Origin of the sequence: Desulfoscipio sp. XC116 (assembly GCF_039851975.1) — a bacterium.
Classification (GTDB): Bacteria; Bacillota; Desulfotomaculia; order Desulfotomaculales; family Desulfallaceae; genus Sporotomaculum.
The window spans coordinates 3,080,388-3,098,313 of the sequence record NZ_CP156660.1 but is presented as its reverse complement, the minus strand read 5'-3'; the positions used below and the strand labels follow the sequence as shown (position 1 = coordinate 3,098,313).

The following is a 17,926-nucleotide window of genomic DNA, read 5'->3' as shown; positions in this document are numbered from 1 at the left end:
GGTGCAGCAGATGTGCTTGGGAATACCGTGCCGGGTGGTGGAAGTGCCGGAGAAACAGTGGGCGATTATTGAAGCGGGGGGCATCAGGCGGAAGATCGGTGTGCACTTGGTGGGAGACGTGTCCGTGGGGGATTATGTAATGGTCCATGCGGGCTACGCGGTAGAAAAGCTGGATTTGGCCGAGGCCGAGGAAAGGATTAAATTATGGGAGGAGCTCTTACGTTTTGAAAGTGCTGGAGAGGCTGAATGACCCGGAGCTTGGTCGGAAGATGCTCAAGCTGGTCAGGGAAAAAGCGGCCCGCGCGGTAGACCGGCTGGGTCGGCCGGCTGTGCTGATGGAGGTTTGCGGCACACATACCACCGCTATTGCACGCTCGGGGCTGAGGGGCTTGCTTAAAGGACTGGCGGAACTGCGCAGCGGTCCGGGCTGTCCGGTGTGCGTAACGGCGGCGGGTGATATTGAGGCCATGATCGGTCTGGCCCGGATACCCGGCGTTACCGTGGCTACTTTTGGCGACATGCTCAGGGTTCCCGGCCGGGATTCCTCCCTGGAGAGGGAAAGGGCCGCCGGAGCGCGGATTAAGATTGTTTATTCACCTGCCGACGCAGTGGAACTGGCTAAAAACAACCCGGCCGGCGAGGTGGTTTTTCTCGGTGTTGGTTTTGAAACCACCGCTCCCCTGGTGGCCCTCACCATCAAACAGGCCGCGGATGCCGGTCTGGATAACTTTACCGTCTATGCCGCGCACAAAATAATGCCCCCGGCGCTGAGATCTTTGCTGGACAGCGGTGATCTGAATGTGGACGGCTTGATCCTGCCGGGGCATGTATGCGCTGTTACGGGTTCGGAGCCCTTTGGATTTATAGGTGAAGATTACGGCATACCGGCCGTTGTAGCGGGCTTCACCCTGGTGGATATTATTGATGCGGTAAATGCCCTGCTGGACAAAATATTGTTAAAAGACTTCCGGACCGGTAATAACTATCGCTGGGTGGTTAAACCGGAAGGCAACGGAGAGGCCCGCCGGATGTTGGAGGATTGTTTTCATACCGGCGATGCGGCCTGGCGGGGATTAGGCATGATTAAGGGCAGCGGGTTAATGATCAGGGAAGAACTGGCGGCGTATGATGCGCGAAATAAGTTCGGGCTGGAAGCTTCGGTAGTCGCTGAGCCGCCGGGCTGCCGCTGTGGCGAGCTGCTGCGCGGTTTAATTGTCCCCACCGATTGCAGGTTATTTGGCAGCCGGTGCACTCCAACTTCGCCTGTGGGGCCGTGCATGGTTTCTTCGGAGGGGGCCTGTGCCGCTTACTACCGTTACGAGCGCGGGGAGGTTTGAAGATGAGTTATGAGGTAAATCGTTCTTGCGTACTGTTGGCCCACGGGGACGGCGGATTATTATCCAGGGAAATGGTGCGGGATGTTTTTTTGAAATACTTCAGCAATCCACTGCTGGGACAGCTTTCGGATGCTGCCGTATTTCAGCTTAAAGGGGAAAAGGTGGCCACTACCATTGATGCCTTTGTGGTAGACCCGATATTTTTCCCCGGCGGTGACATCGGGAAACTGGCGGTTTGCGGCACGGTAAACGATCTTGCCGTCAGCGGAGCCCGCCCGGTTTATTTGAGCGCTTCTTTCATTATCGAAGAAGGGCTGCCCATAGCTGATCTGGAAAGGATAGCCGCGGCTATGGCCGAAGCCTGTGCTGAAGCCGGGGTGGCTATTGTGGCCGGGGATACCAAGGTAGTTCCCCGGGGCCACGCGGATAAAATTTTTATAACCACTTCGGGCGTCGGAGTTGTACCGGACGGGCTGGATCTGGGTTACCACAGACCCGAGCCCGGCGATGTGGTGATCGTTAACGGCGGCATGGGCAATCATGGCCTGACGGTGCTGGCCGCCCGGGAAGCTCTTGGTCTTGAGGGCGGGCTTAAAAGTGATTGCGCTCCGTTAAATCATACCATTTTTCAACTTCTGGACGGTTGTCCCGGGGTTAAACTGATGCGTGATCTAACCAGGGGTGGATTGGCCTCTGCCGCCAAAGAAGTAGCTGAATCGTGCGGTATGGACGTGCATATTGAGGAAGCCTCGGTGCCTGTGGACCGGGAGGTCAGGGGCGCGGCGGAAATGCTGGGCCTTGACCCTCTTTATCTGGCCAACGAGGGAAAATTCCTGGCTATAGTGACTGCCGGGGAATCCGACAGGGCCTTGGAACTTTTGCAGGCATCGCCTTACGGTAAAGGCGCCGTGATTATCGGCGAGGTCCGGGCGGGAAAGGGTAATGTTTATCTGCAAACTGTTCTGGGCGGAACCAAATTTTTGGACTTATTGGCCGGTGCTCCATTGCCCAGAATTTGTTGAAAAGTGGTGAAAGGTCGTTTTGGCTGAAGAACTGATCGGGAAAAAGATATTGGTAACCGGGGTGGTGCAGGGGGTGGGCTTTCGGCCGTTTATTTTCGGGCTGGCCCGATCCCTCGGCCTTAACGGAACAGTGCAAAACTCCGGTAATGGCGTGCTGATTTTGGTGGAAGGCCCCAGGGAGCCGGTGGATAAGTTTATCCATGAGATTTGTGCAAGGCCTCCGGTCCTGGCCAGTATTTCCCAATGCCAGGTAGGCGAATCGCCGCCGCAAGGTTTTCGGGAATTTCGCATCGAGCGCACCGGGGGCCGGGTTACGGGCGATTCCGTTGTGCCGCCTGATGCGGCTACCTGCCGTCAGTGCCGCGGCGAAATTTTCGACCCGGCGGACCGGCATTATCAATATCCCTTCACCAACTGTACCAACTGCGGCCCCAGGTTCACTATTTTAAAAAAGCTTCCCTACGACCGCCCCTGGACCTCCATGGATAAATTTGATATGTGTGATAAGTGTGCCGGAGAATATGCGGATCCCGGCGACAGGCGTTTCCATGCTCAGCCGGTGGCCTGTCCGGAGTGCGGTCCCGAGGTTTGGCTGGTGGACCGTGAGGGTGGAAAAATTGAGGGTGACTGGCTTGTCAATGCCCGCCGCCTCTTGTCCGAGGGGCGGATTATAGCGGTAAAAAGTCTGGGCGGCTTTCATTTGGCTTGCAACGGCCTGGACCCGGCGCCGATCCGCCTTTTGCGGCTGCGCAAGGGACGCCCGGCCAAACCGCTGGCGGTAATGTGCCGGAATATTGATGTTGTTCGCGAATACTGCCATGTCTCTCCCGAAGAGGAATCGCTGCTAGAATCCCCCGCGGCACCCATAGTTGTTTTGGAGAAAAAGAATCCTTTTCGGCTTCCCGATGAACTGGCTCCGGCTTTGAACGGTTTGGGGGTTATGCTGCCCTACACTCCGTTGCATTTGCTGCTGTTTGCAGATGATCTTCAGGTACTGGTGATGACCAGCGGTAATTTAACCGGCCTGCCTCTGGCGGCGGATAATGACCGGGCTATGAATGAATTAGCGGGCATCGCTGATTTCTTTCTGCTGCATAACCGGGACATAGTGAATCGCTGTGATGATTCGGTAGTGCGCCACACCTGCGGGGGGCTGCAGTTTTTCAGGCGGGCCAGGGGATATGTTCCCGAGCCGATTGAAATGAGCAGCGCTGTTGTCGGCTCGGAAGAACGGGATTATGTCGGCGCCGGCGGCGACATGAAAAATACCTTTTGCTTGTTGAAGAAAAACAAGGCGTATGTGAGCCAGCATATAGGCTCGATTGATACTGTGGAAGGCTCTGAACATTATAAAGAGAGCCTGCATAAATTTTGTGAGCTTATTGGGGCCAGGCCCGTTAGGGCCGGCTGCGACCTGCACCCCGGCTTTAAAAGTTCAGCCATAGCGCGCAGCCGCTTCCCGGCCGCCATAGGTGTTCAGCATCATCATGCGCATATGGCTTCGTGCATGGCCGAAAACGGGTTGAACGGGGATGTTATTGGTGTGATTCTGGATGGCACCGGTTACGGTACCGACGGCAACATCTGGGGGTTTGAAATCCTTACCGGCGGTTATGTTGATTTTACCAGGGAGTTTCATCTGGAATACGTACCACTGCCGGGTGGTGATCAAGCGGTGCGCAACCCCTGGATCACCGCTTCCGCTTATCTGATCAGCCTGCTGGGGCAGGAAGGCGCCGCTATGGCTGCAACGCTGTTCCCGGATAAAATAAAAGAACTGGGCATTGTGAGAAAGATGATCAGCCGTAAAATCAACTCACCGTTCGTTTCAAGCTGCGGCCGCTTGTTTGATGCCGCGTCGGCTGTTTTAAACATATGCCTGGAAAACACCTATGAGGGCCAGGCGGCCATAGAAATCGGAGAACTGGCGCCCAAGAAATTTTGCCGGCTTGAACCGTATCGGTATCAGATTGAGGGCCATGTAATTGGCCTAGCCCCTCTGCTTAAAGCTATGGTAAGCGATTATTGCGGGCATGTCCCCCAAACATTAATCGCAAAAAAAATTCACGACACTATAGTGTCGGCGATTTTAGATTGTGCGCTAAGGGTAAGGTCCCAAAGCGGCATCAGCCGGGTGGTGTTTAGCGGGGGCTGCTGGCACAACAATTATCTGCTGTCCGCAGCGATTAAAATATTCAAGGATAATGGCTTTAACGTTTTTGTGCATAACAAGGTGCCGCCGGGCGACGGCGGAATTTCTTTGGGGCAGGCACTTGTCAGTTATCACCGTGGCGGCATATAAAACTTAAACAAAGCCACCATCAGCCAAAGCATGGTATACGAAGAAAAGGCTAGGGATTTGCGTTTGGATAAGCCCGCTGTTTCCATGCAATTGAGGACTTAATGTTTCTAAATGAGAATAATTAATTGAGAATTATATTATTGACTGGCCTATCACTTCCCAATTATAATTAACCTGACGCCTGACCGGTTGAATCGTTTGACTTGAAGGGTGTTGCAGTGTATCTGGTTTCCCTGCGGAGAAGGGCCGGCGCCTTAGGCCAAGGGGTATATCGTTAATTCTGCAGTTTTTTGGCAGGATGTCTTTTTACGGTGTACTTTGCCCGTCTATGCCTTTTCCCGGCTGGACGGGTTTTTGGTTTTTAGGGTTGTAAAGTTAATTTTGTTCCTATGTTGTGGCGGGTATTGCCATATATTGCAATAAAGGGGGGATTTAAGAAGGCCCGGGAGTTTTTTTCGGCGCTTATTTATGAAAATATTAAGATGTCTTTTTATTCCGCTTGTTGTTCTGGCTTTGTGGGTTACCGGGTCCGCTGCCGGAATCGTTAATCAATATATCATTCCGCCGCCTTCCAGAGTGATACAAACCGCATTAAGCCTATTGGGCAGCGGTTTGTTGTGGCAGCATATTTCCATCAGCCTGTTCCGGGTCTTTGCCGGCTTTTTGGCGACAATTTTATTTGCCTTTCCCCTGGCCGTGCTGGTCGGTTTGAATCGAAAGATGGAACCTTATATAGAGCCGGTACTGGATTTTTTAGGGCATATCCCGCCCATTGCGTGTATTCCCATGCTAATTCTCTGGTTCGGCATCGGGGAGACTTCCAAATTGGCGGTAATCATTCTGGCTACGTTTTTCCCGGTATTCTTAAACACTGTTAACGGAATTTTAAGCTGTGATAAGCAATTGCTGGAGGTGGGAGATGTTTTTGGCTTTAGTGGCCGGGATAAATTTTTAAGAATTGTTATGCCGGCGGCCCTCCCTTCTATAATCGTGGGGATGCGGCTGGGACTGGGCTACAGCTGGCGGGCATTGATCGGGGCGGAGCTGATTGCGGCTTCCTCGGGAATCGGTTACATGATTATGGACGCCGAGCAGTTGTCCAGGCCCGATATTATTATCGTTGGCATTATAACCATTGGCTTATGCGGTTACGTGCTTGATTACTGTTTTTTTAAACTAACCGGTTGCATCATACCTTGGACAGGGAAGAGATCAGTTTATGGCAGGAGTTAAAATACAACAGCTTAGTAAAATATTTCACATTAACGGTCAAGAGGTAAACGCTTTATCTGATATTAATTTAACCATTGAGGATGGCAGCTTTGTCACGCTGGTGGGCAAAAGCGGTTCGGGGAAAACTACACTGCTCAGGTTAATCTGCGGGCTGGAAAAGGCTGCCCGGGGTAAAATATCTTTTTCCCCACCGGATAAGGAAAAAAACTGCCGGCCTGAAAGAATTAGCATTGTTTTTCAAGAACCAAGGCTGATGCCCTGGCTGACCGTGGAACAAAACATGGCTTTCCCGCTGATTAAAGAAAAAAACCGGGTCCGGGTTTCCGAAACGGTTCATTATTATTTGGATTTGCTGGGCCTTAAAGAATTTAAGGATGCCTATCCCGCGCAAATCTCAGGTGGGATGGCCCAGCGGGCCGCACTGGGCAGAACGCTTTGCTACGACCCGGATGTAATCCTGATGGATGAACCTCTTGGCGCCCTGGATGCCTTCACCAGAAAAAAATTGCAAGCGGATTTAATAGATATCTTTCTGCTTAAGAAGAAGACTATTGTTTTTGTAACCCATGATGTGGATGAAGCTGTTTTTCTTGGCCAAAGAGTGGTAATCTTTGAGGCCGGAAAAATAGTTGAATGTATGCCTGTTCATCTTGATTATCCGCGAGACGTACTTTCCCAGGATTTTTTCCGCACAAAGAAAAAAATATTGGGCCGGATAGTTGGTGAGAACGTTGATTAGGAGGTCGTTTTATGGAAAGAATATGGAAAATCGTTGCTCTTGTCGCGCTGGCTGCATTGCTGACGGCCGGCTGTGGGGGAGGGCAAAACGGCAGCCCGGAGCAGGAAACCGGAAGCCGGGAAGTTAAAAACATCAATATTTCATATGTCAAGCTTCCTTTGAACATACCGTCCATCATTGAAAAGAAAACTAATTTATTTGAAGAAGAATTTCAAAAAGACGGTATAAATGTGACTTTTCCTGAGATTACCGAGGGACCCAAAATGACAGAGGCTCTTGCTTCGGGTTCTTTGGACTTTTGCAATGCGCTGGGCGGGACATCGGCTATTTTGGCGGCGGCCAACGGTGTCGATCTGAAGGTTATCGGTATATACAGCAGGGCCCCCAAGGCATTCACTATCATGGCCAGGGATGAAAACATCAAATCGGTGAGTGACCTGCAAGGCAAAAAGGTTGCCGGGCCCAAAGGAACTATCCTTCACCAGCTGCTGCTGGCAAGCCTGGAAGAAAAAGGTTCTGAATCGGGTGACGTTGATTTTATTAATATGAGCATACCTCATGCCATGTCCGCCTTAACGGCCGGGGATGTGGACGCGGCGCTTATTGCCGGTCCCGTCGTGCCGCAGGCACTGGAGGCGGGAGCCCATATTATTGCCACGGGGGAAGGACTTTTGGACGCGACTATTGTTATTGCGGTGTCCGGTGATTTCCTTGAGCAGCACCCCGACCTGGTTAAACGCTACATGAAAGTCCATCGGCAGAGTATTCAATATATGGAAGAAAATCTTACCGATGTCTATAAGATGGCGGCGGAGGAAACAGGTATTTCTATTGAAACAGTTAAACAGATGTACGGATGGTATGACTTTAACCCGGTCATTACCGATCAGGATATCACGGATCTGCAAAAAACACAGGAATTTTTGCAGCAAGCAGGCATGTTGACCGGTACTGTAAACATGGATGAGCTTATTGTGGATATGACTCCAAAATAAGAACTATTCTTTATTGACAGTCCCGGGAGTACATCTTCCGGGACTTATCTACTCTCACTGGTTCAAAAAATGATTATTTTTACTTCAAAATCAATCAGCAAAAGTAGTGGGATAAGGTGAGGGCTTTCCAAGGTAAAATCCTTGACCGCAATCGATTCCAATTGTCTGCAATATTTTTAAGATGTCTTCATTTTCCACAAACTCGGCAATGGTTTTTTTGCCAAGCGTGTTCGCTATGGTATTAATAGCCTGAATAAAGGCGCGATGGACGGGTTCCTTATCTACGTTGCGGACAAAGGAGCCGTCAATCTTGATGTAATCTACCGGAAGAATGCGCAGATAGGCAAAGGACGAAAATCCTGTTCCAAAGTCATCCAGAGCCAAGAGACATCCGAGGCCTTTAATCCTGCGAACCCATCGCTCAGCCCGAAATATGTCTTTTACGGCAGCGGTTTCGGTTATCTCAAAGCCTATCCGGGAAGGGTCTATACCGCTCTTGAGTATATTTAATTCTATTGAAGTCAAGATAGCTTCATCTCCCAAGGTGATCCCGGAAAGATTCATAAAAAGCCTGAGTTCGGTAAATTGGCGCATGGTCGCCAAGGATGATTGAAGCACCCAAAGATCTATTTGAGACATCAAGCCAAAACGCTCGGCAACAGGTATAAACCTGCCGGGAGAGATTGTCTGCCCGTTCTTATCTCGAAGACGAAGCAGGGCTTCGTGATGAATTATTTTTCCGTCACTTACTCTAACCACTGGTTGAAAATAAAGTACAAACAGGTCTTCTTTTAAGGCATTCTTAATTAACCCAACCAACTGGTTGGTTTCAGTAAGCCTGTTTATCGGATCTTTTTCGGATCCGGCAAAGACAAACCTGTTCCGGCCTCCTTCCTTGGCTGTATAAAGGGCAGTATCCGCGAGCGAGAGAAGTTTTTGATTATCTATAGTACCGTCAACTATGACAATACCAATACTGATACTTAAATTTAAACGGAGCCCGTGAGTAACAAGATTTAACTCACTTTCGCACACCGCTCGGCGCAGTTTATCGGCTATAATCCCAGCCTCTTGATTGGAAATCCCTTTAATCAATACTGCAAATTCATCTCCTCCCAACCGGGCCAGAAAATCACTTTTACGCAAGTTTGTTATAAAGAGATTAACCAAAATAATTAATAATTCATCGCCTGCCGCATGCCCAAGAGTGTCATTGACCAGTTTAAAGTTGTCAAGGTCAATAAGGAGGAGCGCGCTTTTTTCTCCTTGTTTTGCTTCTGTCACTGCGCGTTTAATAGTTGCTTCCAGTGAATGTCTGTTGGGGATATTGGTCAAAGCATCATGTGTCGCCAGATATTGCAACTGCTCTTCCATTCGCTTTCGCTCGGTTATATCACGGATAGATTCAATAGCCCCCATCAAGTTTCCATCACTGTCAAAAAGGGGCGAAGCCGTCCCCCACATATGGCCCCCCTTCTCAAATAAAGCAGGTACATAAGTCTCAATGTATAATGTATTACCTTTTCTTTCTATGTATGGATACAACGTTGCGTTTTTCTTGCTTTCCGAAAAGATGGAATCAATTAATAACGGCCTTCGTCTGCCAAAAAAAGGTACCGCGTACGCATAGTTGCCATGGCCGATAATGTCCTCCTTGCGTACTCCTGTCATTTCTTCAAGGGCCCGGTTCCAGGCAATGATTTTTTTATTACGGTCAATGACAAAGGTGGCGTCGGGTAAAAATTCGATGATCTGCTGAAGCTGTTGATTGCTTTCTCGCAACGCCTCTAGCGCTCGTTTGCGCTCCCAATAGATACCCACCATCTCAGCCACCACCCTAAGAGCTTTTATATCTTGGATGGACCAATTCCGGCAATTTCCCGTGTCATCGAATCCCATGAATCCGTTCAGCGTTCCATTCGTTGAACTAATTGGAACAACCAGGAGGGAACATATTTTCTGGGCTTGAAGAAGTGCTTTCTCCGCACCGGCTTCGGGTGGAAGGTCGTTAAGGTCCGGTATTACTATGTTTTCTCCGCGCTCAAGCTTCTTCATCCACCATGGAAATGTGCTTGAATTCAGATTTCGCAGGGCATCTATCTGAGGCGCAGTCACAGAACCGCACCATTCATGCGTATTGTCCATCTTGCTGCCGTTTTCACGAAATTTAAATATATAAGCTCGACTGGCGGAAACGGCTTTTCCCAGGATTCCCAGGACTTCTTTAATATCAGCACCCCGCGGAGAAAAAAATAACCTTGAAGCCTGCGCTATTGCTCCCTCAATGGCAATTCGATGTCTGATAAATTTCTCCATTTTCTTTCTTTCGGTGATGTCGACAATCACTCCCACCAAACCGGCCACACTTCCGTCGCTGTCGGAAAAAGTAGCCTTGTTAAAGATAACGTCGTGCATGGTGCCGTCAGCATACCTGACAGTGCTTTCATAAATCCGCACACCCGGATTGCGGAACAATTCCGCATCTTTTTCATGGTAAGTGCCCGTCATGTGTTTGGAGCTGATATCATAAACAGACTTTCCGGCTATCTCCTCTCCGGTTAAGCCAATATAAGACTCAAATGCAACATTACAGCCCCTGTAAAATCCTTTTACGTCTTGATAAAATATTGGCGTGGGAACGGTATTAGTTATTTTTTCTAAGAGATCATACTGTTCCTGCAGTGTTTTTTCTTTGAGTTTACGCTCAGTGATATCACGGGCAATGGACAGTCCAACCTTTTTCCCTTTTAAATTGAAAACATGCAAATTTATTTCAACGGGTATTATGGTGCCATTTTTACTCAATTCAGTCGTTTCAAAGGTAATGTAACCATTTTCTGAAAGCTTTTGTATACTTTCCGGTTTAAAATTAAAGTCTTCTTGATTAGTAATGTCAAAAGGTGTCATTGCCAATAACTCTTTTCTGCTATAACCCAACCTTTTGCAGGCGATATCATTAATCTCAATAAACCTGCCCGGCTGACCTTCGTCGGTTATTTCGCACAGGCCAATGGCGTCATTAGCCTTATTGAACAACAACCGGTATTTCTCCTCACTCTCACTTAGCGCATCCACTGCTCGTTTATATTCGGTAATGTCAACAGCCATTTCACAACGGACCATCCGGCCATCCGACCACCTTATGGCTCTGTCAATGCAGCGGTACCAACGCCGGTTGATTTTATTGCGGGTCTCCCAGATATGTATCTTGCCGATATTCTGATTAAAAATATGCTCATTAGCACAAAACGGGCAAGGTGACTCTAAAGCTTGAAGTGCCTGGTAACATTTTTTCCCTATCACATCTCCAAACTTATCTTTAATAATTCGATTGGCGTATAATAGCTCATATGTATCTGGATCGCTAACATATACACTTTCATCTATGCCGTCAAAAATAGAAAGTAGTTGTTGACGCTCCAGCTCCAGCAATTCTTCAGTCTTCTTTTGTTCTCTGACGTGCCCGGTAATATCGCCGGCAACAACAAGAAGGTGAGTGCAATGTCCTTGATCATTGCAAATGGGTGTAATTTTTGTTTTAAAAATTAATTGTCCATTAGGAAAGTTTGCGATTTCTTCGAAGCAAACTGTCATCCTTGACTGAATTGCTTCTTTATATTTCCCAATCAGAAAAGCAGAAACTTTTTTGGAATAAATTTGTTCGATCCTTTTACCAACCACTTGTTTTTCCGAATACCCTGTAGTTGCGAGATAGGATTTATTAACTGTAAGCAAACGGTAACCATTATCTGTCTCAACCTCCACAAGTAACACTAGATCCGAAACACTATTGTACATTAGTAACAAATGGTCTTTCTTCAGCATAAATGCCTCACCCCGCAAGCTTATAATTTGCAATGCAACAAATGATAGCCGCGGGTGCAATAAACAAAAAACTACCTTGCCGTGAAGGTAGTTTCACATACATATATTCACAGCAACCCGGCTGTCAGGCAATGCACTAAACCCGGCTTTACGTCCCCATTTTTCGACTGGGTTTGCCCTTTTCTCTTAAGATATTCTATAGTTCGAAAATCCTATCTGTCAATGAGATAAAGGTCCCATTCCGTTGCAATTACGGGGACACGGCGCGTGTTTTGTTCATGACATGTTTTTTACGGGTTTCCCTTGTCAGTAAGCTATAGGTTAATAATGTTCCGCCGGCAACGATGAATATTTCTGGAACTTGTACACTTTCCGCATCCAAGCTCATAAAGTAGCCTTATTTAATGATTAATAATTGTTGGGACAAGGGGACGGGTGCCTTGTCCCGTTTTTTTAACGCGCCTATTTACCCACGGGCTGGTTTTAATTCGGCCGTAAAGGATGGCCCTCTAAAATTTCTTCAACTTCCTCATATCCTGTCGGAAATGCGTAATTATAGCGCGCGGGGAGAGCAAAAACATATTCGGAGTTCCGTTCAAGCTCTTTCGGTAAAATAGGCGCCGCACCGATATGGAATTCTTCCCGCTGAAGCGAATCCCACTGGGTAAGCGTAAAGACCATGATGGGAATATCCTGTCGCTGTTCCCGGGGAGACCATTGGGGATGTCTGATGGAAAGCAAGGGACCGGTTTCAACAATCTTATCGCCTTGTTGGCCTCCTAAAGCCAGACCTTCCCACCGATCATCTACAATTTGATACTCCTTCCAACTATCCGGTAATAAAAAGCTAAAACCATATTGAGTATTTTTATATACAATTGAGTTTCCTTCCGCATGCGCATCGAAGGTGACAGCGTCAATTAGCCACCGGTCCCCGATTTTCTTTACCACAAGAACCACCGGATGTTTAGAGGCAGCTCCCCCGTTAACTTTTTCCACGCTTGTTATTTCAATGATTTCTCCTTTTACTTCGTAGGTATCATCCGCCAAATTATCAATATCTTGAATTTCTATACGGTCAGGCCATGGGCTTGACAACAGTCTTCCGGGAGCATTATCAGGGGCGTTGAGCCATTTCTCAAGAAGTTCCGGCGATACATATGCACTGTAGTTTTCCTGAATGCTCTTGCTTACTATATCTTTTGGGGCCTGAAGCGATACCAATTGCAACTTGCCGCCGAAAGTCTCAACCAGGTCTTTTACTGCTGTCATATCGTTTTTATCAGTTTGTTGGAGATCGTCTTTAGGCGGCCCGTCTTTGCCCAACCGGTCCTGACTCCCACTATTGATACACCCGAACAAATAAACAGTTGACAGTAATAAAAGCAGCAACACAAATATTTTTTTCATGTAGTTGTCCTCCTGTAGAACTTTTCTTCAAATTACAGACGTATAAGCGGCTATAAGGTTCCATCTATTTAGAATATCGCTGATGGGAATAGTTGGGATATTATTTTTTAAAAATTGCTCCAGTTGATTGGTGCGGCTGTCGTGGTCGTGGCCTGATCGGCACGGTATTCACTACCGGGAAACGGCCCGGCCCGACGATCAATCGGGGAGGGGGCGCCGAATCCGTAGTTGGCTGGTATGGTGGCGTTTGCTGCATTAGCAAATGGCTAACAATTAATGGGTGAGAGGGAAGCCGGTTGTGGGAAAATCGCCTTTATGACCGGCGTTTTTGCTGTATAAAACGGGCTGCGCAGGGTTACTTTTAGATATGTTGACCGCGTGGTCAGTAAGTGTTATACTTATGCTGACCGCACGGTTAGTATAACGGAGAGGTGGTATGACACTTGCCTTTACAGCTTTACGACAAGGAGCAAATTCTGGAAGCCTGCCTGGCCGTGTTTGCCCGCCATGGGTATAAGAATACTTCGGCCGTGATGCTGGCGGAGGCGGCAGGCGTATCCAAGGCCCTGATCTTTCATCATTTCAAGAGTAAGAAAGAGCTGTATCTCAGTGTTTTGGGTCGATGCATTGGGAAAGTGAGGACGGAACTCGACATTGAAGCCCTGCCGGAATACGGGGATTTCTTTGCAGCTCTGGATGAATTCAGTTATCTCAAACTTGATTATTATCGAAAGAATCCGGACGAGTGCAAAGTGCTGAAAGAAGCCTTTTATGTCATGGCGGATGAATTGAAGGCGGAGATTGAAGAAAGGTACGGTGCGGTGATTGCCGCCAAGGACAAGGTGCTGGAGCGATTGTTTCAAAAACTTCCGCTCAGGGAAGGAGTGAACCGTGAGCAGGCTTTCGAGCTAATCATGGTCGTGTTGGATTACGTTGAAGAGAAGTGTTTAGCGGGATTAACCGATAAAAACGATTTGGATCAGAGGTACTGGGAAGGCATCATCGGCGAGATGAATAATTTTTTTGCCATGATCCGTTATGGAATCGAACGGTAACCTGCAGCCGCGTCAAAGGAAACTCAAGCGTAAATAACGGAGTATTGAAAAGTAAAGCATTTGCAGATAATGAATATAATCGCCTGTTATATTGATATCATATTATTTTTATATTAATTGCCATATCTCATTTATAAAATCTTGGGGAGGGAAGCCGTATTAATTCTTATGTACTTGCTTTCCGGGAAATCGGCAAAACAAAGCTTGCGGTTGTCGGGGGCAAAGGCTTAAACCTGGGAGAACTATCGAGAATTGAAGGCATACGGGTACCGGATGGTTTTTGTGTCACCACCGAGGCGTATAAAAAAACCATCGGTCATAACCGGGAGCTTAACGCATTGCTGGATCAGCTGTCAGCGCTGAAGGTGGACGATAGGGAAAGAATCGGTGCGGTCAGCGGCAAGATCCGTAGGGTCATTGAAGAGATGGAAATCCCCGGGGACATAGCGGAAGAAATCCAGCGCTATCTCGCCAAGTATGGCGAGGAGCATGCCTATGCCGTGCGTTCCAGCGCTACAGCGGAGGATCTGCCGCTGGCCTCCTTTGCGGGCCAACAGGATACCTACCTGAACATCAAGGGAAAAGACGCTGTCCTGCGACATGTGAGCAAATGCTGGGCTTCATTGTTCACGGACCGGGCGGTGATCTACCGCATGCAAAACGGCTTCGAGCACCGCAAGGTCTACCTGTCTGTCGTTGTCCAGCGGATGATTTTTCCGCAGGTATCAGGAATCATGTTTACGGCCGACCCCGTCACCTCCAATCGGAAGGTGCTGTCCATCGACGCTAGCTTCGGGCTGGGTGAGGCGCTCGTCTCCGGCCTGGTGAATCCCGATATCTACAAGGTACGGGACGGCAGGATTGTCGATAAGACGATACCGGCCAAGAAACTGGCCGTCTATGCGTTGGAGGAAGGCGGCACGGAGGAACGGGAGATCGAGCCCGCACGGCAGAATATGCAGGCGCTGACCGACGAGCAGGTTCTGCGGCTTGAAGGCGTGGGCCGCAAGATCGAGGCGTATTTTGGCCGCCCGCAGGACATTGAGTGGTGCCTTGCTGATGATGCGTTTTGTTCATTTTTCATTGTGCAGAGCCGCCCCATCACCACCTTATTCCCCATACCGGAAAACGATGGGCGGATGCGGGTCTACATATCGTTCGGCCATCAGCAAATGATGACGGATGCTATTAGACCGTTGGGGATGTCCTTCTTTCAGTTGCTAACTGTTGATTTTCCAATGCGCAAAGCCGGCGGGAGGTTGTTTTGGGAGGTAACGCACGATCTGGCCTCATCCATTGGCCGCAAGATCATATTCGGTACGATGGGCAAGAGTGATCCGCTGGCAGTGAACGCGATCAATAGTTTAATGCAGCGGAAGGATTTTTTGGCGTCATTGCCGCGCGGAAAGAGATCCATCGGCATGCGGACCGAGGGAATGTCCTGGGCAATGCCCGTTGAGGCCTTAAAGATCTACTGTAAAAACGACGCGGCGGTCGTGCAAAGTCTCATTGCCCGCAACGAGGCGTCGATCAGAGAGCTGCGGCAAAGGATCACCAATGTATCCGGGGATGAACTTTTCGCCTTTATCGTACGGGACCATAAGCAGCTAAAGGAAGTCATGTATGATCCACGCGGCTATGGAGCGATCGTTGCTGCGGTGTTAGTCTCGGGTTGGATCAATAAGAAAATGGAAAAATGGCTGGGCGAAAAGAGTGCCGCCGACACGCTTTCACAATCGGTGCCCAACAACGTCACCTCCGAAATGGGGCTTGCGCTGCTGGACGTAGCGGACGTCGTCAGGCAATACCCGGCGGTGATGGAGTATTTTCAGCATGCCGGTGATGAGACCTTTTTTGAAGATTTGGCCAAACTGGAAGGCGGTGACGCTGTCAGCGATTCCCTGCGGGCGTTCCTTGAAAAATACGGAATGCGTTGTCCCGGTGAGATCGATATCACCAGGTCCCGCTGGAGCGAACAACCGACCGCCCTCATTCCCGCGATCCTCAGCAACATCAAGAACTTTGCGCCCAATGCGGGCAGCGTTAAGTTTGAACAGGCACGGCTCGAAGCAGAGCAGAAGGAATGGGAACTCTTGAACCGCCTGGAGCAATTGCCCGGCGGCAAGCGGAAGGCCAAAAAGACAAAGAGGATGATCAGCGTTTTACGCAATTTTATCGGTTACCGGGAATATCCCAAATACGGCTTCATCCAGCGTTACTGGATCTATAAGCAGGCCCTGCTGCAAGAAGCCGCCAAGCTGGTGCAAAAAGGGGTCATCCGGGAGAAGGAGGATATTTACTACCTGTCCTTTGAGGAACTCCGGGAGGTTGTACGCACAAACCGGCTGGACTACAGTATCATCGCCGGGAGAAAAGAGGCGTACGAGGTCTATGAAAAGCTGACTCCGCCGCGGGTGATGACTTCCGAGGGCGAGATTATCCACGGGGAGTTCAACTCCGGCAATATTCCTGAGGGTGCTTTGCCGGGCATACCCGTTTCAGCCGGCATCATTGAGGGCCGCGCCCGGGTCATCCTAAAGATGGAGGAGGCCGACATCGAAGAGGGCGACATATTGGTCACCGTCTTCACCGACCCCAGTTGGACGCCGCTGTTTGTATCCGTCAAAGGTTTGGTGACGGAAGTGGGCGGGCTGATGACCCATGGCGCCGTTATTTCGCGCGAATACGGCCTTCCGGCAGTCGTCAGCGTGGAAAACGCGACGAAGCGGATCAGAGACGGGCAGCGCATTCGGGTGAACGGCACGGAAGGATACGTGGAAATTATATGAAGGTTTAATCTTTCACCGGAGATAAAATTAGGGAGTATCGCAAAACTACTTTCTTGGAGTAGTGAGCGACCTTCCCTTTCTCAGATGCAGCCAATTATTCCGGTAATAATCCGGTATCTTTGCAAAAGGCTGCCGCACTGCGAACTATTTAGTCCGTTGTGCAGCAGTCCCTAACCTTGAAGAAAGAATAAAATGTTATGACCAAAGACATTACATTTTACGGCGATCGGTTTCCGTAAGCATAAGCAATAAAAACAATCCGACACCCGCTAAGGAGAACACCATTAATGAACCGATGGCGATGTATATTTCACCGGTGGCGAAACGGGAGACTATCGCTGTAAAAATACTGAAAAGCACTAATCCTATGGACAAAGCATAGAGCACGGCGCGTATTTTGTTCATGGCATATTTCTTACGGGTTTCTCTTGTCAGGATGCTGTAAGTTAATAATGTTCCGCCGGCAACGATGAATATTCCGGAACCCGTAGCACTTTCCGCATCCAAGTTCATGAAGTACAACATGGCAATCGTGAACATACCAAATAATCCAAGCAGCACTCCGGCTACTATTCCAGCTGTCGAAATACGTGCCGTCATCGTAGAATAAACCGATTGCCTCGCCGTATCCTGCCCGAGTTTACGCATATCATCCACCAGCCCGCTCAAATCGCCCATGGAAATCACCGCCTCTTTAAAGGCCTGCTCGTCGTCTATGCCCCGGGCTTTAAAATCCGCGGTTTTTTCTTTAATATTTATAGCCAGCTCTTCCTTTAGATCAAACAGCTGTTGACTTGGTCCAAGCCCGGAAAACAGATTGTCGATATATGCTGTTACTTTCTTATCCAGGCGGTTTTCAATCTTGGCCATCGTCAAGACCTCCTGTAATCAATTTGTCTAAAACACCTTTGGCAAAGCTCCAGTCCTTTTTGCTTTGTTCGTAGAGTTCCTTGCCTTTATCGGTGATGCGATAATACTTGCGTCTACCGCCCCGGGTCTCATCCCCCCAATAGGAGAGGATGCAGTCGTATTGCTCCAACCGGCGGAAAGCGGTATATAATGTCGCTTCCTTTAATTCATACTGGTTGTCGCTCAACTGGATAATTTTTTTGTAGATCTCATATCCGTAGCTATCACCTTGACGAAGTATGTTCAAAATTATAGTGTCTGTGTGACCACGGATGAGGTCTGTTGAAATTGTGGCATTCACAGTTATTCA

At 48.8% G+C, this 17,926-nt stretch carries 13 protein-coding genes and 1 riboswitch; of the genes, 9 read left to right on the top strand and 4 right to left on the bottom strand.

The window, feature by feature from the left end; translation table 11 throughout:
* Positions 1-10: 10 nt before the first annotated feature.
* From ABDB91_RS14790 to ABDB91_RS14760, 7 genes are all read left to right on the top strand, one after another.
* Positions 11-250, top strand: coding sequence for a HypC/HybG/HupF family hydrogenase formation chaperone (locus tag ABDB91_RS14790; protein WP_347488474.1), 240 nt, complete (start codon positions 11-13; stop codon positions 248-250).
* A complete protein-coding gene (hypD, locus tag ABDB91_RS14785) occupies positions 231-1,337 on the top strand; it encodes a hydrogenase formation protein HypD (protein ID WP_347491618.1) in 1,107 nt (368 codons plus the stop codon). The genes ABDB91_RS14790 and hypD overlap by 20 nt, the downstream gene beginning before the upstream one ends.
* A 2-nt stretch (positions 1,338-1,339) precedes the next feature.
* The gene (gene hypE / locus ABDB91_RS14780) at positions 1,340-2,359 is read left to right on the top strand and encodes a hydrogenase expression/formation protein HypE (protein WP_347488473.1); all 1,020 of its coding nucleotides are present in this window, start codon (positions 1,340-1,342) and stop codon (positions 2,357-2,359) included.
* A gap of 19 nt (positions 2,360-2,378) precedes the next feature.
* The gene (hypF, locus tag ABDB91_RS14775; protein WP_347488472.1) at positions 2,379-4,661 is read left to right on the top strand and encodes a carbamoyltransferase HypF; all 2,283 of its coding nucleotides are present in this window, start codon (positions 2,379-2,381) and stop codon (positions 4,659-4,661) included.
* Between the two features lie 468 nt (positions 4,662-5,129).
* A complete protein-coding gene (locus ABDB91_RS14770; protein ID WP_347488471.1) occupies positions 5,130-5,894 on the top strand; it encodes an ABC transporter permease in 765 nt (254 codons plus the stop codon).
* Entirely contained in the window at positions 5,881-6,633 is a 753-nt protein-coding gene (locus tag ABDB91_RS14765; protein WP_347488470.1) for an ABC transporter ATP-binding protein, read from the top strand. The genes ABDB91_RS14770 and ABDB91_RS14765 overlap by 14 nt, the downstream gene beginning before the upstream one ends.
* Before the next feature lie 11 nt (positions 6,634-6,644).
* Complete coding sequence (locus tag ABDB91_RS14760; RefSeq protein WP_347488469.1) at positions 6,645-7,628, top strand: NrtA/SsuA/CpmA family ABC transporter substrate-binding protein; 984 nt, start codon at positions 6,645-6,647, stop codon at positions 7,626-7,628.
* A gap of 90 nt (positions 7,629-7,718) precedes the next feature.
* On the opposite strand, the gene ABDB91_RS14755 is transcribed toward ABDB91_RS14760, so the two are convergent.
* Together ABDB91_RS14755 and ABDB91_RS14750 are read right to left on the bottom strand one after the other, a co-directional pair.
* A complete protein-coding gene (locus tag ABDB91_RS14755; RefSeq protein WP_347488468.1) occupies positions 7,719-11,453 on the bottom strand; it encodes an EAL domain-containing protein in 3,735 nt (1,244 codons plus the stop codon).
* A 108-nt stretch (positions 11,454-11,561) separates the two neighbouring features.
* A riboswitch (cyclic di-GMP riboswitch) is annotated at positions 11,562-11,641 on the bottom strand.
* 295 nt (positions 11,642-11,936) lie between these two features.
* Entirely contained in the window at positions 11,937-12,863 is a 927-nt protein-coding gene (locus ABDB91_RS14750; RefSeq protein ID WP_347488467.1) for a hypothetical protein, read from the bottom strand.
* Between the two features lie 443 nt (positions 12,864-13,306).
* On the opposite strand from ABDB91_RS14750, the gene ABDB91_RS14745 reads away from it, so the two are divergent.
* Together ABDB91_RS14745 and ppsA are read left to right on the top strand one after the other, a co-directional pair.
* Positions 13,307-13,918: a TetR/AcrR family transcriptional regulator gene (locus ABDB91_RS14745; protein ID WP_347488466.1), complete on the top strand. Its 612-nt coding sequence runs from the start codon at positions 13,307-13,309 to the stop codon at positions 13,916-13,918.
* A 158-nt stretch (positions 13,919-14,076) separates the two neighbouring features.
* Positions 14,077-16,707 (top strand): phosphoenolpyruvate synthase, encoded by a 2,631-nt coding sequence (gene ppsA, locus ABDB91_RS14740; RefSeq protein WP_347491616.1) that lies wholly within the window; start codon positions 14,077-14,079, stop codon positions 16,705-16,707.
* 210 nt (positions 16,708-16,917) lie between these two features.
* Here the strand turns inward: ppsA and ABDB91_RS14735 are convergent, their stop codons facing one another.
* Together ABDB91_RS14735 and ABDB91_RS14730 are read right to left on the bottom strand one after the other, a co-directional pair.
* Positions 16,918-17,577 carry a permease prefix domain 1-containing protein gene (locus ABDB91_RS14735; RefSeq protein WP_347488465.1) on the bottom strand — a complete coding sequence of 220 codons (660 nt, stop codon included), beginning with the start codon at positions 17,575-17,577 and terminating at the stop codon, positions 16,918-16,920.
* Positions 17,564-17,917, bottom strand: a complete 354-nt coding sequence (locus tag ABDB91_RS14730; protein ID WP_347488464.1) for a PadR family transcriptional regulator — start codon at positions 17,915-17,917, stop codon at positions 17,564-17,566. The genes ABDB91_RS14735 and ABDB91_RS14730 overlap by 14 nt, the downstream gene beginning before the upstream one ends.
* Positions 17,918-17,926 lie beyond the last annotated feature (9 nt).